16 protein-coding genes are annotated in these 21,725 nt (G+C 42.5%); 7 read left to right on the top strand and 9 right to left on the bottom strand.

What is annotated here, in order from left to right:
* The first annotated feature begins 78 nt into the window (after positions 1 to 78).
* From glmS to F1E73_RS03410, 5 genes are all read left to right on the top strand, one after another.
* Positions 79 to 1,926 (top strand): glutamine--fructose-6-phosphate transaminase (isomerizing), encoded by a 1,848-nt coding sequence (gene glmS / locus F1E73_RS03430; protein WP_086475782.1) that lies wholly within the window; start codon positions 79 to 81, stop codon positions 1,924 to 1,926.
* Between the two features lie 244 nt (positions 1,927 to 2,170).
* Positions 2,171 to 4,918: a TonB-dependent receptor gene (locus F1E73_RS03425; RefSeq protein WP_150451098.1), complete on the top strand. Its 2,748-nt coding sequence runs from the start codon at positions 2,171 to 2,173 to the stop codon at positions 4,916 to 4,918.
* A gap of 19 nt (positions 4,919 to 4,937) precedes the next feature.
* Positions 4,938 to 6,563, top strand: coding sequence for an SGNH/GDSL hydrolase family protein (locus tag F1E73_RS03420; protein ID WP_086476017.1), 1,626 nt, complete (start codon positions 4,938 to 4,940; stop codon positions 6,561 to 6,563).
* A gap of 190 nt (positions 6,564 to 6,753) precedes the next feature.
* Positions 6,754 to 8,262, top strand: coding sequence for a F0F1 ATP synthase subunit beta (gene atpD / locus F1E73_RS03415; RefSeq protein ID WP_150451097.1), 1,509 nt, complete (start codon positions 6,754 to 6,756; stop codon positions 8,260 to 8,262).
* Between the two features lie 72 nt (positions 8,263 to 8,334).
* Positions 8,335 to 8,613, top strand: coding sequence for a FoF1 ATP synthase subunit delta/epsilon (locus F1E73_RS03410; protein WP_150451096.1), 279 nt, complete (start codon positions 8,335 to 8,337; stop codon positions 8,611 to 8,613).
* 116 nt (positions 8,614 to 8,729) lie between these two features.
* Here F1E73_RS03410 and F1E73_RS03405 read toward each other — a convergent pair whose 3' ends face one another.
* The 9 genes from F1E73_RS03405 to F1E73_RS03365 all read right to left on the bottom strand — a co-directional run bounded on the left by F1E73_RS03405 (position 8,730) and on the right by F1E73_RS03365 (position 20,178).
* The gene (locus F1E73_RS03405) at positions 8,730 to 9,734 is read right to left on the bottom strand and encodes an amidohydrolase family protein (RefSeq protein ID WP_150451095.1); all 1,005 of its coding nucleotides are present in this window, start codon (positions 9,732 to 9,734) and stop codon (positions 8,730 to 8,732) included.
* Positions 9,735 to 9,890: 156 nt separating this feature from the next.
* Positions 9,891 to 11,180 carry an erythromycin esterase family protein gene (locus F1E73_RS03400; protein ID WP_176328436.1) on the bottom strand — a complete coding sequence of 430 codons (1,290 nt, stop codon included), beginning with the start codon at positions 11,178 to 11,180 and terminating at the stop codon, positions 9,891 to 9,893.
* A 153-nt stretch (positions 11,181 to 11,333) separates the two neighbouring features.
* On the bottom strand, positions 11,334 to 13,787 hold the full coding sequence (locus tag F1E73_RS03395) for a TonB-dependent receptor (protein ID WP_150451094.1): 2,454 nt from the start codon (positions 13,785 to 13,787) through the stop codon (positions 11,334 to 11,336).
* Positions 13,788 to 14,052: 265 nt separating this feature from the next.
* Positions 14,053 to 14,238, bottom strand: a complete 186-nt coding sequence (locus tag F1E73_RS18105) for a PLDc N-terminal domain-containing protein (RefSeq protein WP_223883345.1) — start codon at positions 14,236 to 14,238, stop codon at positions 14,053 to 14,055.
* A 285-nt stretch (positions 14,239 to 14,523) separates the two neighbouring features.
* On the bottom strand, positions 14,524 to 16,023 hold the full coding sequence (locus F1E73_RS03385; protein WP_086475790.1) for a S10 family peptidase: 1,500 nt from the start codon (positions 16,021 to 16,023) through the stop codon (positions 14,524 to 14,526).
* A gap of 142 nt (positions 16,024 to 16,165) precedes the next feature.
* Positions 16,166 to 16,711 carry a cupin domain-containing protein gene (locus tag F1E73_RS03380; RefSeq protein ID WP_086475791.1) on the bottom strand — a complete coding sequence of 182 codons (546 nt, stop codon included), beginning with the start codon at positions 16,709 to 16,711 and terminating at the stop codon, positions 16,166 to 16,168.
* An 80-nt stretch (positions 16,712 to 16,791) separates the two neighbouring features.
* Positions 16,792 to 17,595 carry an AraC family transcriptional regulator gene (locus tag F1E73_RS03375; protein ID WP_086475792.1) on the bottom strand — a complete coding sequence of 268 codons (804 nt, stop codon included), beginning with the start codon at positions 17,593 to 17,595 and terminating at the stop codon, positions 16,792 to 16,794.
* Positions 17,596 to 17,834: 239 nt separating this feature from the next.
* A complete protein-coding gene (locus F1E73_RS03370) occupies positions 17,835 to 18,368 on the bottom strand; it encodes a GNAT family N-acetyltransferase (RefSeq protein ID WP_150451093.1) in 534 nt (177 codons plus the stop codon).
* Between the two features lies 1 nt (position 18,369).
* Entirely contained in the window at positions 18,370 to 20,178 is a 1,809-nt protein-coding gene (locus F1E73_RS03365) for a M61 family metallopeptidase (RefSeq protein WP_150451092.1), read from the bottom strand.
* A gap of 310 nt (positions 20,179 to 20,488) precedes the next feature.
* On the opposite strand from F1E73_RS03365, the gene F1E73_RS03360 reads away from it, so the two are divergent.
* Both F1E73_RS03360 and bioD read left to right on the top strand, forming a co-directional pair.
* Positions 20,489 to 20,884: a putative signal transducing protein gene (locus F1E73_RS03360; protein ID WP_150451091.1), complete on the top strand. Its 396-nt coding sequence runs from the start codon at positions 20,489 to 20,491 to the stop codon at positions 20,882 to 20,884.
* Position 20,885: 1 nt separating this feature from the next.
* Positions 20,886 to 21,497, top strand: a complete 612-nt coding sequence (gene bioD / locus F1E73_RS03355; RefSeq protein ID WP_150451090.1) for a dethiobiotin synthase — start codon at positions 20,886 to 20,888, stop codon at positions 21,495 to 21,497.
* The last annotated feature ends 228 nt before the right edge of the window (positions 21,498 to 21,725 follow it).

Below are 21,725 nucleotides of genomic sequence, written 5' to 3'. Positions count from 1 at the left end.
TCCAAAGGTTTATTGTAACAAGCAACTACATTTGTTACAGTAAACCTTTTTTTGTTTAACTAACTAAACCGAGAACATATGTGTGGAATTGTGGGATATATAGGGTATAGGGATGCCTATCCAATTATAATAAAAGGACTTCAACGATTAGAATATAGGGGTTATGACAGTGCGGGCATTGCCCTTTTTGATGGAGAAAACATCAATCTTTCTAAAACCAAAGGAAAGGTAGATGATCTTAAGAAAAAAGCCCAGGCATCCATGTCCTTAAAGGGGAGCTTGGGAATTGGGCATACCAGATGGGCTACCCATGGTGCTCCCAACGATAAGAATTCTCACCCCCATTATTCCAACTCAGGGGACTTGGTTATTATCCACAATGGAATCATAGAGAATTACGATGCTATTAAAAAGGAGCTAGTCAATAGGGGGTATACTTTTTCCTCGGAGACAGATACCGAGGTGTTGGTAAATCTTATTGAAGAAGTAAAATTAAAAGAAAACGTAAAGCTGGGTAAAGCGGTCCAAATAGCGTTGAACCAGGTGGTAGGCGCCTATGCCATTGCGGTAATTGACAGGCAGAAGCCAGATGAGATTGTAGTGGCTAAATTGGGAAGTCCGTTGGCCATTGGGGTAGGGGAAAACGAATTTTTTGTGGCTTCGGATGCATCTCCTTTTATAGAGTTTACCAATAATGCCATTTATTTGGAAGACGAGGAAATGGCTATTATCCGCTTGGGTAAGGAAATAAAACTGCGAAAGATTAAGGACGATTCCATTGCTTACCCTTCTATCCAAGAATTACAATTAAACCTAGAGGAGATAGAAAAAGGAGGTTTTGATCATTTTATGCTGAAGGAAATCTATGAGCAGCCCAGAGCTATATTGGATACTTATAGGGGGAGACTGCTAGCCAAGGAGGGAATAATAAGAATGGCGGGAATAGATCAAAACCTTGAGAAATTCTTAAATGCCAATAGAATTATTATTGTAGCCTGTGGAACCTCGTGGCATGCTGGTTTGGTTGCCGAATATATTTTTGAAGATTTAGCAAGAATACCGGTGGAGGTGGAGTACGCCTCTGAATTTAGGTACCGAAATCCAGTAGTAACAGATAAGGATGTACTAATCGCTATTTCCCAATCTGGGGAAACTGCAGATACCTTGGCGGCCATAAAATTAGCTAAGGAAAAAGGTGCATTTGTATTTGGGGTTTGTAATGTGGTAGGTTCTTCCATTGCTAGGGAAACCGATGCCGGTGCCTACACCCATGCCGGACCGGAAATTGGTGTGGCTTCTACTAAAGCCTTTACTACCCAAATAACCGTTTTAACCTTAATGGCCTTAAAATTGGCCCAGGCAAAGGGAGTTTTTGATCGAAGCCGTTTTCACGAGTATTTAACGGAATTGGAGCAGATACCCGCCAAGGTAGAGGAGGCTTTGCTCACCAACCCTTTGGTAGAGATTATCTCTAATGTGTACAAGGATTCTACTAATTGTCTGTATCTAGGAAGGGGCTATAATTTCCCTGTGGCACTGGAAGGGGCTTTAAAACTTAAAGAAATTAGCTATATCCATGCAGAAGGGTATCCTGCTGCGGAAATGAAGCACGGGCCTATAGCCTTAATAGATGAGCATATGCCAGTGGTGGTAATAGCGACCAGCAAAGGGCATTATGAGAAAATTGTGAGTAATATTCAAGAAATAAAATCCCGAAAAGGTAAAATTATTGCCGTGGTAACCCAGGGTGATGTACAGGTCCGGGAATTGGCAGACCATGTGATTGAGGTCCCAGAAACATTGGAGAATCTTACCCCTCTGCTAACAACCATCCCCTTGCAATTACTGTCTTATCACATTGCTGTAATGCGCGGGTGTAATGTAGATCAGCCGCGAAATTTGGCGAAATCTGTCACGGTAGAATAAATCGTAGATAGGGATAAAGTGGGTTGGACATTCATGGTAATGGTCTTGGGAGGCCGGTTATTGTGAATGTCTTTTTGTTTTAGGGGTTTTTTTGTGGTATGGGAATTTAAACAGGGTGATTTTTGCCATTTAATTACTATGCATGCATAATTTAAGGATGTTTATTACAGTTAAAATGAAAATATATGTATATTGGCTTAATGCATAGTAATGTAAAATAATCCTAACTAAACTTGACATTTTTATGAGAACTACCCTTCTATTATTCTTTTTAATGTTTGGAGTACTCGCCTCTTCCCAAACTTCCCTAAGTGGAACTGTGGTAGACCAGGATAACGCACCCATTCCAGGAGCCAACTTGGTCATTGAGGGAAAGGCTATCGGAACGGTGACCGATTTTGATGGAGTATTCAGCTTAAATACCAGTGAGGCACCCCCCTTTACCTTAAAAATAACCAGTATTGGGTATATGCCCACGACGGTAAATATCACTCAAAGTGATCAAAATCTTACCATTGTATTAAGTGAGGAGCAAACCCGTTTGGACGAGGTGGTAATTTCTGCCTCCAGGACCCCAGAACGTATTTTTGAGTCTCCAGTAACCGTGGAGCGTTTTGGTTTGAAAGAAATAAAAAATACCGCATCGGCCGATTTCTATGATGGATTGGAAAATTTGAAAGGCGTAGACATTAATACTAACAGTCTTACCTTTAAGTCTATCAATACAAGAGGCTTTGCCACCTTTGCCAATACCCGTTTTATGCAATTGGTAGATGGGATGGACAATTCCACTCCGGCCCTTAACTTCCCGCTTGGAAACTTGGTGGGGATGGGGGAAACAGACGTGCAAAGCGTGGAATTGCTTCCTGGAGCTGCCTCTGCGCTTTATGGGGCAAATGCCTTTAACGGGATTTTATTCATGAGGAGTAAAAATCCTTTTGATTACTCTGGAATCAGTGCCTATGCCAAAAGAGGGATTACCTCGCAGGTGGCATCCGGAGATAATGCTTATACCGATTTTGGTATGAGGGCGGCGCTTAAATTTAGCGATAAGTTTGCTGGTAAGGTAAATTTCTCCTCTTTAAAAGGTACAGACTGGGCGGCCAACAATTATGATGGCAAGCCGGGAACAGGTGCTACCAGGGCCAGTATAGATTACGACGGCTATAATGTATATGGGGACGAGGCTTCCACAAATATTCGCGCCGCTTCCGGTGGTCTGGGAATCATCCCGGACGTGGTGGTGAGTAGGACTGGGTATGAAGAAAGGCACCTAACAGATTATAATGCCGAAAGTGTAAAGGCCGACTGGGGGCTTTATTATAGACCCTGGGCTAGCGATTTTGAAATTTCCTATGTGGGTAAAATAGGCAAAGGAACTACTATTTATCAGGGGACCAACAGGTATAATATTGATAATTTCACCATGCAGCAGCATAAGTTTGAAATGAAAAACGATAACTTTTTCCTGAGAGGTTATGTGGTTTCGGATAAGGCTGGGGATTCTTACGATATGGTGTTTACCGGACTTAATATTAATAATCTGTGGAAATCCAATCAGCAATGGTTTAGGGAGTACATTAATACCTATGCGGGTGCTACCTTGAGTGGCGCTACGGATGAGCAGGCACATGCAGCAGCAAGGGCTCAGGCAGATACAGGAAGGTTAATTCCAGGGACACCAGAATTTCAAGCGGCTTTTGAAAAGGTGATTAATGATCCGGACTTCACCAAAGGTTCGCAGTTTAAGGATGCTTCCAAATATTACCATGCAGATGCCAATTACAACTTTTCCCATCTATGGGATGCGGTAGATGTGCAGGTAGGGGGCTCCTACAGAAAGTACGACCTTAATTCTTTTGGGACTATATATACGGATTATGATGGTAGTATCCAATATTCGGAATTTGGTATTTATACCCAGTTGCAAAAGCAGGTAGATCTTAGTGACTATGTAGAGATGAAACTGACTGGTTCTGCCCGTTATGACAAGTCAGAGTTCTTCGATGGCTTTGTATCCCCTCGTCTTTCTGCAGGTTTTACCATTAAGCGAAATCATAATATACGGGCTTCTGTGCAGACTGGATTTAGAAATCCAACAACGCAAGACCTATTTATTGGGTTAAATGCTGGAAGAGCGGTGTTAGTAGGATCAGCACCTGCTAACTTGGACAGATACTCCAGATCCTATGATGTGAGTGCATCAGGGCAGCTTATGGGGCAACCGGCCACCGTGGAGCAAACTGGAGGGGCGGCCTACAACAATTCTTATTTGGCAGCTTCGGTACAAGAATTTGCAGCAACTGAAGACCCATCCGTATTGGAAATTGGGAACTCTAGTCTAGTAAAGCCAGAGCGTGTAACTTCTGCCGAGCTAGGGTATAGAGGAAAGATCAAGAAGTTGGAAATAGATATGAGTGTGTATTATAACTCCTATAAGGACTTTATTTCCGGGGAGCTGGTTGTGTCTCCGTTTTACGGGGAAGTGGGTGATGGCGGACTCTCCGTTGCAGCCTTGGCCAATGGGGATTTTCAAACCTATCAGACCTATACCAATTCTAAGGCAAATGTTAATTCTTATGGAGGGTCTATAGGACTTAACACTAAAGTGCTGGGGAATTTTGATTTAGGGGGTAGCTATACTTACACCCAACAAGATTTTGACCAGAATGCATTCCCAGATTTTAGAACCAATTTTAATACGCCAGAACATAAGGTGAAGGCTAATTTTGGGAATACAGACCTTTTTAAGAATTTTGGATTTAACGTAGCTTGGAGATGGAGCGATACCTATTATTGGCAGGCAACTTTTGGCGATGGTCAGATTCCTTCTTACCATAGCGTGGATGCACAGATCAACTATAGTGTTCCAAGTATAAAATCTACTTTTAAGTTAGGAGCGTCCAATGTTTTGGGAGATGAGTATTTTACGGCTATTGGTACCGGAAATATAGGTTCTATGTACTATCTATCCTGGACAATTAATAACTAATAAAACTATGAAAGCTACCATGAGAAATATAAAATACGTAATGCTGTCCGCGGTGCTTATAGGTTTCACGGCCTGTAATAATGACGATAGTAATGAGGTGGTCATTGAAGCTACCCCAGAATTAAACGTGGCGGACCTTAATTTATCCAACTACGTAGCGGTAGGAGCTAGTTTTACCGCAGGATTTTCGGATAATGCCCTATTTAAGGCATCGCAAGAAAAGTCGTTTCCAAAAATTCTATCGGAACAATTTGCCCAAGGAGGAGGGGGAAGCTTTACCCAGCCTTTGATGAACGATAATTTTGGCGGATTGGCCGTTGGCGGAACTAGAATTACCGAGCCAAGGCTTGTCTTTGGAGGAGCTGGGCCTGTTGCTCTTGAATCTCTTATAGGGCCGGTTACCGTAACTACGGACATCGCCATCAACAATCCTTCTGGGCCTTTTAATAATTTAGGAGTACCAGGGGCAAAGAGTTTCCATTTATTGGCTCCGGGCTATGGTAACCTTGCCAATTTTCCCGCAGCGGCGAATCCTTACTTTATCAGGATGACCGGAACTACACCCAACGCTTCCGTGTTGGAAATGGCAATGGCACAGAGCCCTACGTTCTTTAGCCTTTCAGAAATTGGTGGGCAAGATGTTTTAGGGTACGCCCTATCTGGTGGGGAGAGCAACCCAGATGCAAGTAATTATAGCCCTATTACCCCTTCGGCAGTTTTTGAGGCTTCCTATACGGCATTGGTGGATGGGCTTACTGCTAACGGAGCAAAAGGGGTGGTGGCCAATTTACCTTATATTACCTCCTTGCCACATTTTACTACGGTTCCCCATAAACCTTTAGATCCCAGTAACCCAGACTTTGGTCCTCAAATACCCTTATTGAATTCAATCTTTGGGGCGCTCAACCAAATATATGACGGCTTGGGGCAGCCCAACCGAAAGGTGGTCTTTTCTGAAACTGCAGCAAGTGCGGTAGTGATAAGGGATGAGACTTTGGCGGATGTTTCCGCTCAGTTGGAAGGCGCTTTAAATGCTAGTCCAACCTTCCCCGCATTTATTGGGCAGTTTGGTCTTCCAGAGGAAGCCGCACCAATGGTAGCCCAATTATTGGGGCAGGCCTATGGACAAACAAGGCAGGCAACGGAAGAAGATTTATTGGTACTGCCCAGCAGTTCTGTAATAGGAACCGTGAATACCAGTTCTGTGGCCGCTTTAATGGGTGCAGGGCTTTCACAGCAATTGGCGGGTCAGTTTTCCATAGAAGGGATTACCTTGCCATTGGCAGATAAATGGGTGTTGCTTCCCAGCGAACAAAATGAAATAAAAGCAGCGACGGATGCTTATAATGCTACCATCCAGTCCGTTGCAGACGCTAAAGGTTTGGCTTTGGTAGATTTTAAGTCGATACTACAAAAGGCGAGTACGGTAGGGATATCCGATGGCGACTTTATTTTGACCACTGCCCTAGTGCGTGGTGGATTAGTAGGGTTAGACGGTATTCACTTAACCTCTAGGGGTTATGCAGTGATGGCCAATAAATTTTTAGCAGCCATTGACGCCAAATACGGGTCAAACTTTATTGAAGCGGGTGTTAAGGCCGATGTTGGACAGTATCCAACAAACTATAGTCCAACACTCCAATAGTTTAGATAAAAAAACCGATTTTAAACACCTTCTTTATGGAGGTGTTTTTTTATATCCAAAAAACGTCTTGATACCACTTCTTTGTTTAATTAAAAAAATATATCTTTGCAGCGCGAAAAATGAGATGGTAGAATTAACAGGTGCCAAATGTTTTTCGAATTAATAATACTCAACATTAAATACATAAGTAATGTCTAAAGTTACAGGTAAAGTTTCCCAAATCATTGGCCCGGTTGTGGATGTAGAATTTCAATCTGGAGCAGACCTTCCAAAAATATATGATTCTTTGGAAATCCAAAATGAAGATGGATCAAAATTAGTATTGGAAGTGCAATCCCATGTTGGTGAAAATACCGTACGGACAATTTCTATGGATTCCACCGACGGATTAAAAAGGGGACTTGAGGTAACCGCAACAGGTAGTGCAATACAAATGCCTATTGGTGATGAGGTGTACGGTCGTCTTTTCAATGTAATTGGAGATGCGATAGATGGTCTTGGAGAATTGCCTAAAGCTGGGAAGGATGGTCTTCCTATACATAGGGATGCACCAGCCTTTGAGGACCTGTCTACTTCTACCGAGGTTTTGTTTACCGGTATTAAAGTAATAGACCTTATTGAGCCTTATGCAAAAGGAGGTAAGATTGGTCTTTTTGGAGGAGCTGGTGTTGGTAAAACAGTATTGATTCAGGAATTGATTAACAACATTGCAAAAGGACACGGTGGTCTTTCCGTATTTGCAGGTGTAGGTGAGCGTACCCGTGAAGGAAACGACTTGCTTCGTGAGATGTTGGAATCTGGAATTATAAGATATGGTGACGATTTTCTGAACTCTATGGAAGAAGGCGGATGGGATTTGTCTAAAGTAGATAAGGAAGCAATGAAAGAATCCAAAGCAACTTTTGTCTTTGGACAGATGAATGAGCCTCCTGGAGCACGTGCACGTGTTGCGCTTTCCGGATTGACCATTGCAGAATACTTCCGTGATGGAGCTGGCGAGGGTCAAGGTAAAGATGTTCTTTTCTTCGTAGATAATATTTTCCGTTTTACCCAAGCAGGTTCCGAGGTATCGGCACTATTGGGTCGTATGCCATCGGCGGTAGGATACCAGCCAACATTGGCCACGGAAATGGGAGCTATGCAAGAGCGTATTACTTCTACAAAAAGAGGATCTATTACATCCGTACAGGCGGTTTATGTACCTGCGGATGACTTAACGGATCCGGCGCCGGCAACTACCTTTGCCCACTTGGATGCTACTACCGTATTGTCCCGTAAAATTGCCGAGCTAGGAATTTATCCTGCGGTAGATCCATTGGAGTCTACTTCTAGGATTCTTACAGCGGATATTTTAGGAAATGATCACTACGCTTGTGCCCAAAGGGTAAAAGAGTTGTTGCAACGATATAAAGAACTACAGGATATTATCGCCATTTTAGGAATGGAGGAATTATCCGAAGAAGATAAATTGGCAGTAGGTAGAGCTAGACGTGTACAGCGTTTCTTGTCTCAGCCTTTCCACGTAGCGGAGCAATTTACTGGTATCCCAGGAGTTTTGGTAGACATTAAGGAGACCATTAAAGGATTTAATATGATTATGGACGGTGAATTAGATCACCTACCAGAATCTGCCTTTAACCTTAAAGGAACTATTGAAGAAGCTATAGAAGCAGGGGAGAAAATGCTTGCTGAGGCGTAAACTAGTGGACAGTAGGCAGTGGCGGTTGGCAGACAACTCAATACTCAATACTCAATACTATAAAAATAAAATATGTATCTAGAAATTGTGTCCCCAGAGGCTACGTTATTTACTGGTGAAGTTACTGCGGTAACTGTTCCGGGTGTAAAAGGTGAGTTTCAAATGTTGAACAATCACGCACCTATTATTTCCCTACTTGATGCGGGGAAGGTAAAGATTCAGGGTAAAGTAGTTGTTGATAAGGCCCATGAAAGCAAATTTACACAGGATGCCAACGGTGATACCGTTTTGCATATTACCAGTGGTACAGTAGAAATGAAGAATAATAAGGTGATTATATTGGCAGATTAATATAATCCCAATAATCAAATCATAAAAAGCCATGCATAATTGCATGGCTTTTTTTTGTGTTTAATTGGGAGAAGTGAATAGTAAAATATAATCGGTTTGTATTTTTTTGTAGGGGGCTAGTCCCTCCCATGATGCTTCGCAATGGTCTCTTCGCTTAGTCGTAGAAATCTTGCTGCATTGTTGTATAGGATATTTCGCTTTTCCTTCTCACTTAAAAATTCTGCTGTATGAATAGCTTCTAAGCCCACTTCAATAGTCTCTGGCCAATTCATCTGATCTGAGCCAAACATTACCCGCTTTCCAAAGCCGGCTTCAAATATCCGTCTTAGGTACTCGTGGAAGGCTTTTCTGGGGATTGCATAGCAGATTACCCCCACATCTACATAAACCTGTGGATGGGTCCATAGAACGGCTAGGAGGTCGTCTATCATAGGGTAGCCAGCATGCATTAGGTATATTCGTAGTTTTGGATGGCGCATAAGAAGCTCTTCTACCACTAGCGGACTGTGAAGTTTAGCTCTGTAGTTACCCACCCCGGGCAAGTAGGCTGCACCGGGAGGCCCGGTTCCCACATGTATCCCTATGGGAATATCCAGTTCCTCCGCAATTTTGGCATAGGGTTCAAATATGGAATCGCTAGGGGATACCCCGTTGTATTGAATGGCAACCTCGCCAAATACGAGGTATTTCCCGGAAGACAAAAGGGTCTTAACCTTTTCAGGGGTAAAGTTGGGCATAAAAAAATTAAAGTGAAGTCCTGGTAAAATTCGGTCGCCACCAGATGTTTTATAGTCATCAATCAAAGATCCACTGGTAAGACCGTAGATGTTGTGTTTCTCTAGAATTTGTAAGGTTTTGTCCATTACTTCCTCATCGGTGATAGGTCCCCAAATGGGATGGTCACAATCGGGCTTGGTTAAGTAGTGGTTAAATGCGTCTGCCCATGGCGAACTGGGATCGTGAACCGGCATTTCTTTAGGGGAAGGGCAAATGGCGGTTGGTGGCGGACCGTTTAACGAAGCAGGTAATGCATGAAGGTGCATATCTAAGATAGGTAGTTTTTCTTGGGCCTGGGTAGTAATCCCTAAAAGCAACATAAATAATGGAAGAACTGTTTTCATTGTGAGGCATTTTATGATGGATAAAATGATGGATTAATATGCCTACAGCATTGGGGGAGAGGAAAAAAATTGGGCTAGCTTATTGGTAAGATACGAAATTTTTGAGCCTCAAGACAATGAAATTGGTTTGATAAAGTGCTTACTGCAACCCTTAGCTCATTTTAATGCACGCACTGCGGTGGTTTCCTTAAAAAAGAATAGGGCATCATAGCGCATGGGGACTATGGTAGGTACAAATTGTCTTGCATCTCCTTTTGGATTATAGACTACACCTACTGCTCTATTTCCCTTAACTTTTAAATTACCTTTCTTGCGGTCTTCCTCGTCAAAAATAATATAAAGCTTATCTAAACCAATAGTATTCAGTCTATGTTCTATACTGTTGGGAATTGCTGGTGGAATGGTCATCTCCTGCATGGCAGAGCCCCAACTGGAGCCTGCCATCACTGTACCTTCGTAGGTGGTGAATCCTATTAGGAATACCTTGTCTTCCCCGAAATCCTGTCTTGTGAGGAGACCGATGTTCTTTTCACCGGTATGGCGCATGTTGGTGTATGCGGCATCTCCAATATGGGTGTTATGAGCCCAAACAATACCTTTGGAATCTTCCCCATACAGCTCCCGCAGCTCATTTAGGGTACCATGCATGTGATGAACCCTGGAATTCCAAGCAGCATTTCCTTTGGTTACCACACTTTCCCGATAAAATTCCTCGGCATTGTGTACTACCATGGCATTCTGTAGTAGATAAAAATACGTATCCTTGGAAAGCTCAGGGAAGTTGTCGCGATTCTTTTTTAGATAATCCACTACGTTTTTGGTAGCCTTGGCGCAGGCCTCTTTGCCGGCCCCCACTGCATGGGCATACCTCCAACTATCCCCTTTGTGGGGTGCAAAACAATGGTATTGATCTTTCACATATTTGTATGCGGCTTTATTGGTTGCTTTGAGTAGGTCTAAAACCTCCTTTTTAGAATTCCATTCATCGTACACATCCATGCCATAAAAGCCTATTTTTTTATCAGGGGGTAATTGATCGTTGTAATCCCTAAGCCATTCTGCCAGCGCCACCACCTCTTCATTGGCCCACATCCAAGTAGGCCATCTATTGAGTTGTAATAGCACCTCCTTGGCCGAGCTGGCAGCGCCATCCAAATTTTTCACGTATTTATTGAGTTGATATAAGCTTGCGAAATCGCCCTCCACCGCAATAAAATTAAAATTATGTTCAGCAATCAACCTACGACTTATCTTATCGCGCCATAGGTAATATTCGTGGGTACCATGACTGGCCTCTCCCAATAGTACCAATTCCTTGGTGGCAGCGGCCAGGATTAGTTTGTCCAAACTGGTTTCTCCATCAAGGGGGATTGCCTTTTCTGCAAGATACTGTGCTGTAGAAGAGAGTATGCTAAATAAGAATAGGATTGCTAAACTGTATTTCATTTGTAATAGGATATATAAACAAATGAAGTTACCCATAATTATGGTGGTTGTCAAGTGGGGAGGGGTTTACAGAAGCCTTGGCATACTTGGCTAGCCCTCCTACTGTCTATTAATATGTATTCCGCTCTGCACTTAGCGTTGTAAAAAGCAGGTTTAGTTCTTGTTGATATACCTCAGTTCAAAGGCATCGGGATTTACCGTGCCTATGGATTTCTTATAGTAGTAATCAATGATTTGATTTTCCAAGTAGTACTCCAACTCCTCTAAGTCCCTACTCTCCTCGTAGAGTCGGTAGGCCTTGGTAGTAATATGGTCCATAAAATCTTTTAAATGTCCATAAGGATTTCTAACAACCTCTATAGAATGGTATTGGGCAAATTCTTTCTCCATCCATCGATGGCCAAATAACTTCCTGCTTCGTTCTTCGTCATCGGCCAATAATTGGATGTATTGCGCTCTATCTGTTTCCGTAGGTATTGGATTGACTGGTGTCTTGGTTAGTGGGTGCTCATCGCGCTTTACCTTGGTCTCTACAAATAGTTTCTCTAGTTTAAAATCAATTCTTCGCATATCTAACTTAATTCCCGATATCACATTAAAGAGGGAGGTGCTGAACAGGGCTTCAAAATCGGCATAATCGTATAATTCCTTTAAAAACACCAAGGCCTTTTCCTTATAGGGTCCTGCTTTTCGTTCTTCTTTCACCAAATTCAGTAACATCCGTAGCTCCTCCTTTTTGTAGGTAGGGGTGTTGGCAAATTGCGGACTTTGAAAAACAAGGGTCAACTGCCTGTTAATTTCGGGAATGCTACCACTATAAGAGACATTTCTATAGCGGAAAGTAAGGGTAACTTCCTTGTTAAGGGCGCCACTAGTGGGCCTTCTGTTTCCAGGATGAAAATCCATTTTAAAATTATCAAACGAATAGCTATACCCAAAGGTGATGGTAATGTCACGGGAATTTTTCACCTCCGTATTTCTGAAAAGCGCCATGAATTGAAGGCTGAGGTTATGCTTTTTTAGTAGGGCATAATTGCTGCCCAACCTAATATTATAAATTTTGTTTTGTTGTTCCCCATTGGCAAAGGAGGTGTTGTAGGAAGTAGATAGATTGGTGCGAAGTTTCTTGTCAAAAAAGTGTTTTCCAACAGCTATCGTTGGACCAAAGGTTAGGCTATTGTCTGTAGCTCCTAGGGTGTTGTACGAAGTGTTTGCTGCCAAGGTAAGCGTCATAGCTCTTTTTAAATATCCCAGGGTATAGGCCGCAGAGCCGTTGTAGAAGGCATTGTTTCCACCCTCGATGGGCTCACCTTCTTGTCGGTTGGTAGCGTTCTGATAGACCATGTTTAGGTTGGCGCTATGTTGCTTATCCTCCGTTTTTTTTACGATATAGTTAAAACCAAGATTGGCGTTTTGGGAGATTTGGCGGTAGTTTAAGGTGTCAATATTGTCAAATTCCCCTACTTGATTGATGTAATCAAACTGATCCTTAATATTGGTGTAGGACTGAAAGTTAGAATAAGCGCCATTGATACCTAGTCGTTCCGAAGCAGTATAATTGATGTTGATGGCACTTACAATACGTTGTTGATCCGAAGTCTTAGCATTGTCCAAATTATCCTGTTGCAAGCCGGCGTTTACACTGAGGTTTACCCTATCGTTAAACAGTGTCTGACTAGCGTTGACTGTAATATTCTCCAGGTCGTTATTAAAGTAATAGGCGCCCAATGTTTTGTATTGGGGATCTATCCTTTCATAGCCCACTCCCAAGGTTCCGTTTCCTGCAGGGTACGTAAAGGAAGCGTTTAGCGCATGGTAGTAATTGGTGCTGATGTTCTCCTTAAGTAGAAAGGAGAGGATGCCCTTGGATGCTGGGGCATCTGGGAGGCGGGTGTCTTCGGTAACACCGGAAATGGCATATTCTATATTGAATTTGGCTTTGTCTAACAAGCGAAATTCGGATTCGAAAGAGAGTACGGCATTGTCTTTTGGGGTCAGTCCCAATTCCATTGGGAAGGGATTTTCTAGGGATGCTATAGCGTCATTGGCCTTAAAAAGGATGAGTCCCAGTTTCATAAACTCGAAATCGTACGCAGCCTTTACTCCGTATCCTATACGCTTGTAGGCTGTTAGGGCCTTGGGTTCCTCGGCATTGTACTCCGTAGCCTTTAAAAACCGTCCGTACATGGCAGCTATTTGGAATCTCCCTCCCGGATTCAGTTCAAATCCCCCGCCTGTAAATTGATGACCGCTTAGGGTGTAGGGGGAGAAGTTCATGCTTACATCACCAATATGCGCGGTAGCCCATTTGTAGGAAGGGTGCAGGCTTAATCGATTAAATTTAAACGGATTGGGAAAATCAAAATTTTGATTGGAGTAGGTAAATGACAATGGAATTGTGTAAAGTCCGGCTACATTAAAATTGAGATTACCAGTAAGGTAATAGGTAAGGTCCTGTCTATTGGCAGTACCGTCATAATAAACACCATTTGCAGATATCCCGCCATTATAGCGTAGCCATTTTTCCTTTTCCAATTGGTCAAAATTGATGCTCTGGGAAAAGCTAAACGATGCAAGAAGCAAAAAAGGTGCGGTTAATCTGAACAAAACGTAGTCCTTTAACCTTAAACAAAATTAAAATTAACTTAAATTCCTAATTTCTTCGTTGAACTGCCTTGGATATTTGTAGTACTTAAATAGATAATTATCAGATAATTCTGATTTATTTAAAAGGCGACCGAGAAGGGAATGGATATTTACAGAACGGATTTTCATCCGCAATTTTCTAAACGTAAAGCTTAGGTGTTGGCGGTCTACTATCCATAAAAGGCATCTTATTACTTGCTCAATATGGTAAAAGAGAACCTAGAGATTACAATTCTTTAATGTTTTCAATTTGTATTTTCCCGAAGAGAAAGTAAATGATGGCACCTAAAATAGGGAGGAGAAATATTAAGAGAAACCACAACCGTTTAATTGTGAGATTTTTAAAGTTTGATTGAAAGATATCTACCAACGCCCATAACCAAAAAACTACTGTAAAAACTGTCAGAACCATAAAGATTGTCATAATACTTGGCTTTTAAGTTTGTTTCCATTCTGGGTGTTGCCAGATCGGTTTATATAATTTTCCTTGAATATAATAAATTTAAACAGTTGTTTATCAGGGTTTTTGAATTTAATCGATATACGTGCTCTTTCCAAGGATGATGGGTGATTTACCCTTGGTATTGTAGCATAGGGGTAATAAAAAACCACCTGGATAAACTTTCTTATCTCAGTGGTTTTTGTAAGATTTTTAGGTAGGATTGCTCTAAAGCTTTCCTCTTAAACCATTGTTTTTCTACTTTTTTCGAGTGTATTGTGCGGGTTGTCCTTCTTTTGGGGTAGCTTCTTTAATAAACTCGCGGATATGCTCGTTGGAGGTGGCTAAGTCTTCACTTCTTAAATACATCATGTGGCCGCTGCGGTATCCTTTCCAGCTCATTCGATCTTTAAGTTTACCACTGGGGTCCATTTGCCATAGGTTGTATTTGGAATTGAAGTAGTCCGTGCCCCCATCATAATAGCCTGCTTGCACCAATACTTTTAAATAGGGATTTTGTGCCATGGCCTTACGCAGGTCTTCGGCAGTGGTATTGTTGCTTCTATCCCAGGGATGTACGGGCCCAAACATATTATACTTTAGATCCGTTTCAAATTTTAAGTGGTTTTTCATATAGTAGTTAATGGCGGGGGTAAAGGAATGCAACCAGCTGGTAAGCTCGGGAGAGTAATCTGGCCGATCCCCTGCATCACTTCTATCCAAACCAAGGTACCTGGAGTCTAGCCTACCTATGGTAAAGCCCTCGTCTCGCAGTAATTCTTTCCAGAAAAATCTTTTGGGAATTCTCAAGTTATGCTCTAGGATCACCTTTTCGGACAATCCGGTATATCTAGCGATTTGGGAGGCAATTTGCTTTTTTTCCGTTTGGGGTAAAAAGCCCCCTTTGGCCATAGCGGGAATTAACTGGTTAACGGTATACTCCTCTACCTCTGGAAGCATTTCCGTAAGATCTTTGCTTTGTAGGTCTGATGGAAGTTTTTTAAAGTACCATGCCGTTGCAGCGTAATACGGTAATAGGTTGGCGGCCTCTACTGCGGTGCCGCGCTCTATGCCTAGGCCGGTGGGAGACACTAAAATAACCCCATTTAGGTACATCCAATGTCTGTTCTGCAACTCTAGGGAAAGTCCAGATACCCTAGGAGTACCATAACTTTCACCAATTAAATATTTTGGAGAGGCCCATCGGTTCTGCCGGGTCACAAAGGTGTCTATCCAACTGGCTAAGTAACTGATATCTTGTTGGACTCCAAAAAAGTTTTTGGCCTGTTCCCCTTTATCCATAGTGCTTATAGCCCTAGAATAGCCAGTGTTAACAGGATTTACATAAACAATGTCTGCAACATCCAAAATAGAATGGGGATTGTCCTTAATGCCGTAGGGTTGTAAAGGGTAGCCTTCATCGTCAATGGCTAGGATTTTGGGTCCGGTGTAGGCAATATGCATCCAGACCGAAGCAGATCCCGGACCTCCATTAAAGGATATAACGAGGGGTCTTTTGGAAGTATCCGAAATACCAGAACGCTCATAAAAAGTGTAATGCAGGCCGGCAATTATCTCGCCCTTGTCGTTCCATACCGGTTGCAATCCGGTAGTGGCCTTGTATTTTACGGGTGTTCCTTTAATGGTAACCTGGCCACTGGTGATTACCGTAGTATCCAAACTAATTTTGCGCTCTTGCGCATAGGAAACTATGGTAAAAATACTGAAAGCCAGTACAAGCGAGTAGATTCTCTTCATTGTTATCTTTTTTTGGTTGGTTTAAAGATAACAATCTCTTTTAGATGGTCAACTCCCAGATCGTAGGTTTTGGTAACGGAAAAAAAATTTTAAAAGGTAGGTGCAAACCCCTTCATTTAGTCGCCCTTCTAGTGAGGGTCTTTTAGATAAAACTAATTCCGTGTTTACCGCATATTTCGGCTACCTTATTAAAGTCTGGTGGTCCTTCTGGAAGTTTGGAGAGCTCCACAAACATATGTTCAATACCGGCAGGAAAAGCGGAGGTGATCATTTTGGCATTTTCGGTTCCTATAACCGTCCAGGAATGGGGAATGTTTTTTGGGGCAAAAGCTACATCTCCCTCATTTAAAATGGTGACTTCGCCATCTACCATTATTTCTACCTGCCCTTTCACCACTCTAAAAATTTCATCTTCTTTGGTATGTACGTGGGGAGGAATCCCTACGCCAGGCGGAACATTATTTGCCCATTCTACAATTTGGTTTCCAGTGTCTTTCCCGAGCAATTTGTGGGTCTGGATGTCGCCAATAACGTTCAGGACCTCACCATCGGCATCTGTCACTATTTTAGGCTTGTTATTAACGGCTGTTTTTTCTAAGCAAGCCCTTTCTTTGGATTGTAATGTTGCGGGTACAAAGACCAATGCTGCCCCAAATGCGGAACGCTGAATAAATGATTTTCTGTCCATAATATTGTTTTACTGTAAGTTACGAAATAGGGTTCCTGTAAAATTGTGAAAAACGCAGTATTCCTTTAGAATTTTTGCATCTAGGCCTGTCTTAAGGCCGAAGGGCATAAGCCGGTATGCTTTTTAAAGAAATAACTGAAATAATCTGGGGAGGAGAATCCTAGGGAGAAGCATATTTCCTTGATAGATTTATCGGAGAATTTTAGCTCGTGCCTCGATCTCATAATCCGTTGTTCCGTAATCACTTTTTTGGCGTTTACTCCAAGGACTTCCTTTACACATTGGTTAAGGTATTTATTGGACACGTTTAGGGATTGGGCATAATCTGCCACTTCGTGAAATTCAGAAAACTTTTGGTTTACCAAGCGTTTAAACTGGTAGACGAGTGCTTTTTTGGCATTGTTTTCTGCCATAATGGATTTTATATTGCATTGTCCGTCACAGTATACAAAGAAGGTGTGTAATAGGGATAATAAGGCATCTTCTTTATGGTTTAGATGCGAACCTATGAGCTCGTCTATCATTTCCAGGATGACTTCTATCCTTTTTTCAATCCCGGGGGCCAAATTTATTTTGGGGATTTCCTCAGCGGCAAAAAGTTGAACTTCGGAAATGTGTAATTTGCTGATAAGGGGATGGTCTAAGACCTCCTTTGGTAGATATAGCAGGTATCCGGAAGAGTTCCCATCGTGCTGTTTATGAATTTTCCAAGAGTGACGGGGATTTAGTAGGAAAATGGAGTTGGAGACGTTTTGGTAGCTCCTGGCATCTATTTCAATGGAAGTTACCCCGTTTTGTATCCAGCAAAAACAAAAGTGACTCCCTTCCTTATCGGAAACAACTTCTTGGGTAATTCGCGCTATTTTTATGGCCTCTGTACTCACTTATATGAGTTGGTCGTTTTTCTTGGGTTACATCAAATTGTCAATTTGAGACTTAGGTCTTGCCTAATCCAGATGGGGAACAAAGAGTTTCTCCAGGATTTCACGGCAGGGAGCCTGCAAGGGAAGCTCAAATAAATATAGTGAAAAAAATGGGTTCGACCTATATTTTTTTTGGGTAAGCAATGGAGGGTGGCTGGGTGTTTTAACTGGCGAAATCTACCAATCCATGTATTGGTGGGTTATACCAGTAGGATTAATTTCCATTCGGTTCCTTCGGATACGTAGGTAGTAATATCGGTGAAGCCTACGGCGTAATGGGCCTGTAGGGATCTAGGATTTGTAGTGGCTACTTCTGTAATGATGCCTTTAAACTGGGGTTGTACCTTCTCTTTCATCCTACTGTAAAGACTTCGGAAAATTCCTCTCTTGCGGTATGCCTTGTCAATACATATTTGACCCATTATCATATAGGATTCCGGCTGGGGCACCAAGCGGTTAATCTGGGCAAACATGGGTTTTAATATCTCTATGGCCGTGCTAAAACTTGGATGCATGCAAAGGGCATAGCCCACCACCAAATTCCCATCTTTGGCAATAATATGGGGGTGGACCAAGTTCATTTTTTTCAATAATTCAAACGTATGGGATACCGTCACAAACCCCTCTTGTGCCAATTCTTCCGAACTTAATATACCTGGTCTGTTCTTTTGCTGAAGTTGCAAAATCTGACGTAGTTCGTGGTCCGTAGTGCAAGTAGTGGTTTCAATGCCCATATTATTCCATTTTTAGCCAAGCCTTTCTATTTCTCAATATTCTCTTACTGGGTGTATCACCTTCCTTTTCTACCAGTTGAATGGTATACGCCGGATTTCCTGTTAAAATTACTTGTGTGGATTTTTGAATACCATATCGGGTAAAGGCCACTTGCAGGGTATCCCCAACCTTGTATTGGGAAATGATTTCCCCAAAATTCCTAGCTGCCGTAAGGGGAGTGTTGTTAATGGTATTTATTACATCGCCCCTTTCTAATCCGGCCTCGTAGGCTGGACTCCCAATATGGGTATTGCGTTGCACGATGCCCTCACCCAATTGATCTATGCTTACCCTAGCCCCAAAATAGGGTTGGTCCGTAGCCTGTTTTACCACCACGCCAACCGCTTGAAATAGATTGCCAAAGTTGGGCATTTCACTTTTATAGATATAGTAATCAAAGAAATGATCTCCAAACTCCTTCCCGGCATACTGTACCAAGGATTGGTGTAGGTCTTCAATAGTATAGGGCGTCTCATTTTTGCCATAGGTTTCCCATACCAACTTCATGTAATCGTCTAGGGTTAGATCGTTTTTTCTAAGGGACAGGTCTAAGGCCAGTCCCAGCATGCTGCCATAGGAATAATAGGAGATAAAGGTATTATCCCTATTAACGGGATCTACAGAAGTGGCGGCATCTACAAAGGGTGCCTGGTAACTCATCTCTATGGGATTGAAAAATTGGCGGCCTGGGGAGTTCCAAACGTAATTGAAGGTCCCAGTAAGTCCCTCTATGTATTCTTGGGGAGTAATAATCCCGGCCCTACACAGTGTTAGGTTGGTGTAGTAGCTGGTAAAGCCCTCTGCAAACCATAGCTCTCCGCTCATATTGGCTTCGGCGTAATTAAAGGGTTCTAAGGATTGAGGGCGAATCCGTTCTACGTTCCAGATATGGAAAAACTCATGCGAAACCGTCCCAATATTTCTCCTCATACCGCCTTGTGCCAAGCCTAGGCTACTGGTAAGAATGGTAGAGTTGCGATGCTCCATCCCATCTCCGGAGGCATTGGGAAGATAGCAGGCCAAAAAGGTATACCTGCCAAAATCGAAGTTAGGTAGCTCTCCAAAAATATCTTTTTGTGCTAGCACTACTTTTTTAACTTTCTCAAAATAGGTGTCTAATTCCGCTTCCGTACCCTGGTGGTGCAGTACAAACTCTATAGTCTGACTTTTGCCATTTTGGACCACCTCAAATTGACGAAGGGAAAAGTCACTAACTTCTATAGGACTATCCATAAAATACTGAAAGTTGGGCGCCTTGAATTTGGTTTCCGAGAGTTTTTCCAATTGGGTAGCTACCTTCCAATTAAGGTCTTCGCGCAGCACTATGTCTACCAATATTTCCCTATCGGGCAATGCCGGGGAATAGATGAACGTAGCTGGTATGTTTAAATGCGCGTGTGTTTCATCTACTTGGGCATAGGTGCCATCCCCTCGGTCCGCATAAAGGGTATAACTAATGTTCACCGCTCCGTTATGGCCAGTAATATCCCATTGATATGGGTTGGGTCTGTGTACTTTTAATTCTTTTCCTGTACCATCGGTAGCCTGAAAATTATACACGTTTTTGGCAAATTCGTGAATGGCGTAGCGTCCGGGGGAGGACCGGCCCATGCGCACGGAAAAAGTTCCGGCATCCAGGTGGGTAAAGGAGGCTTCAATAGCAGCTTCGTGGTGCACTGCATTTTCAAAGGATAGTTGGTACTCAATGGCCTGCGCTTGCAGTTGTACGGATAAAATTAGGGCCCACACAGCCAATGCAATATTTTTCATAAGGAAATGCTTAATTTTAGAGCTATAAAGGAGGCCCTTATTCCATGCCTCCAGTTGCGAATATACTATTTAAACAGGAAATATTACATTAGATATATGGTGGAGCTTCCCCAAAAATTTGTAGACTAAATTTTTGGAGAGGAAAAGGAAGAATGCCTTTTTAAACATAACAACCTTGCTCATTTGGCAGCTAGATTACAAGGATTGAAGAATGGGGGTGGGAAGGAGCGACTCCAATGTTATTTACACAGTGCCAATGCCAGCGAAGAAATAAGTGACCTATTAAATACCTTGCTTAAATTGTTTTAAAATGGGAGTAATAAAACATCCAGAATTTTATACCCTTGCTACTTTTGAGTATGTGGCCGATGTCCATATCCTGAAAGGAAGGTTGGAATGGGAGGGGATACCTGTGTTTTTGCGGGATGAAAATACCCTAAATTCCGATCCCATGATTAGCAATGCGATTGGCGGGGTAAAGCTTCAGGTGTATTTTACGGACAAGGAGAGAGCTACCGATATTTACAATGAAATACGGGCCTATGCTAGGGACGATCAAGGTAACCTAAGGAGCTGTCCCAATTGCAAGGCTCAGCGAATGGAAGCCTATTTTAAGCGGGAAGGCCTATTCTATAAACTTTTCCCATTTTTCGAAAAAAGAAAGTATAAATGTTTAAATTGTGAAATCATAACCAAACCACAATAAAATGAAGCAATTTTTTGTTACCGGAATATCTACAGGCGTGGGCAAGACCCTAGCCGCTGCCATACTGGTAGAAGCATTGGAGGCAGACTATTGGAAGCCGGTACAAACCGGGGAGGATAGGGATAATGATACCGTTGCCAAATTGATATCTAACTCCAAAACCGTAATCCATAAAAACAGTTATACTCTAAAAGAACCCATGAGTCCGCATGCAGCGGCCGATTTGGAAGGAGTGCATATAGATCCTAATAAGATTGTAGAACCCCTTACGAAGCGCTCCCTGGTAATTGAGGGGGCCGGTGGGTTACTAGTGCCTTTGAACGATTCCGATACCATCCTAGACATCATTATGCCTACTTATAAAGTAATTGTGGTCTCCAGGCATTATTTGGGAAGCATTAACCATTCCTTGCTAACCATTCAGTGGTTGCAAACAAAGGGTTATGATGTGGCTGTGTTATTTAGCGGCGATGAAGATGCCTACACGGAGGAGTTAATCATCAAAAAAACTAAAGTGCCTGTAATCGGGAGAATTGAGGAAGAAGCTTATTTTGATAAGGAGGTAATTAAAAAATATGCAGACAAGTTTAGGGATGCCCTGCTAGCCCTTTAAATCAGCAAAAACCCAGCCAGAAAAGTTGGGTATTGTTAAGCCTAGCGTTGGGAGTATGAAGGCTGCGGCACCAAGAGCTTGCTCCCGTCCCGTTTGTAGCCTATGATCACCAGCCCAAACAAATAAAAAGCTACTGCTGAATGCGGCTGGCTTTGGGGGTGATTCGGTGAGTGTACTTGTAGGTAGTATATAGCATAGCCTCCTACATATAGGGTGGTTTGGGAGCCT

Source organism: Arenibacter lacus, assembly GCF_008711145.1.
GTDB lineage: Bacteria > Bacteroidota > Bacteroidia > Flavobacteriales > Flavobacteriaceae > Arenibacter > Arenibacter amylolyticus.
The sequence above is the reverse complement of the archived record's forward strand: the minus strand, read 5'-3'. Positions and strand labels throughout refer to the sequence as shown.

Bases quoted from the DNA above. Each gene is read 5' to 3' on its own strand.
- F1E73_RS03425 (WP_150451098.1), top strand. From the start codon at position 2,171: ATGAGAACTACCCTTCTATTATTCTTTTTAATGTTTGGAGTACTCGCC.
- F1E73_RS03405 (WP_150451095.1), bottom strand. From the start codon at position 9,734: ATGAAAACAGTTCTTCCATTATTTATGTTGCTTTTAGGGATTACTACC.
- bioD (WP_150451090.1), top strand. From the start codon at position 20,886: ATGAAGCAATTTTTTGTTACCGGAATATCTACAGGCGTGGGCAAGACC.
- F1E73_RS03360 (WP_150451091.1), top strand. From the start codon at position 20,489: ATGGGAGTAATAAAACATCCAGAATTTTATACCCTTGCTACTTTTGAG.
- F1E73_RS18105 (WP_223883345.1), bottom strand. From the start codon at position 14,238: ATGGTTCTGACAGTTTTTACAGTAGTTTTTTGGTTATGGGCGTTGGTA.
- F1E73_RS03400 (WP_176328436.1), bottom strand. From the start codon at position 11,180: ATGAAATACAGTTTAGCAATCCTATTCTTATTTAGCATACTCTCTTCT.
- F1E73_RS03380 (WP_086475791.1), bottom strand. From the start codon at position 16,711: ATGGACAGAAAATCATTTATTCAGCGTTCCGCATTTGGGGCAGCATTG.
- F1E73_RS03365 (WP_150451092.1), bottom strand. From the start codon at position 20,178: ATGAAAAATATTGCATTGGCTGTGTGGGCCCTAATTTTATCCGTACAA.
- F1E73_RS03385 (WP_086475790.1), bottom strand. From the start codon at position 16,023: ATGAAGAGAATCTACTCGCTTGTACTGGCTTTCAGTATTTTTACCATA.
- atpD (WP_150451097.1), top strand. From the start codon at position 6,754: ATGTCTAAAGTTACAGGTAAAGTTTCCCAAATCATTGGCCCGGTTGTG.
- glmS (WP_086475782.1), top strand. From the start codon at position 79: ATGTGTGGAATTGTGGGATATATAGGGTATAGGGATGCCTATCCAATT.
- F1E73_RS03420 (WP_086476017.1), top strand. From the start codon at position 4,938: ATGAGAAATATAAAATACGTAATGCTGTCCGCGGTGCTTATAGGTTTC.
- F1E73_RS03410 (WP_150451096.1), top strand. From the start codon at position 8,335: ATGTATCTAGAAATTGTGTCCCCAGAGGCTACGTTATTTACTGGTGAA.
- F1E73_RS03370 (WP_150451093.1), bottom strand. From the start codon at position 18,368: ATGGGCATTGAAACCACTACTTGCACTACGGACCACGAACTACGTCAG.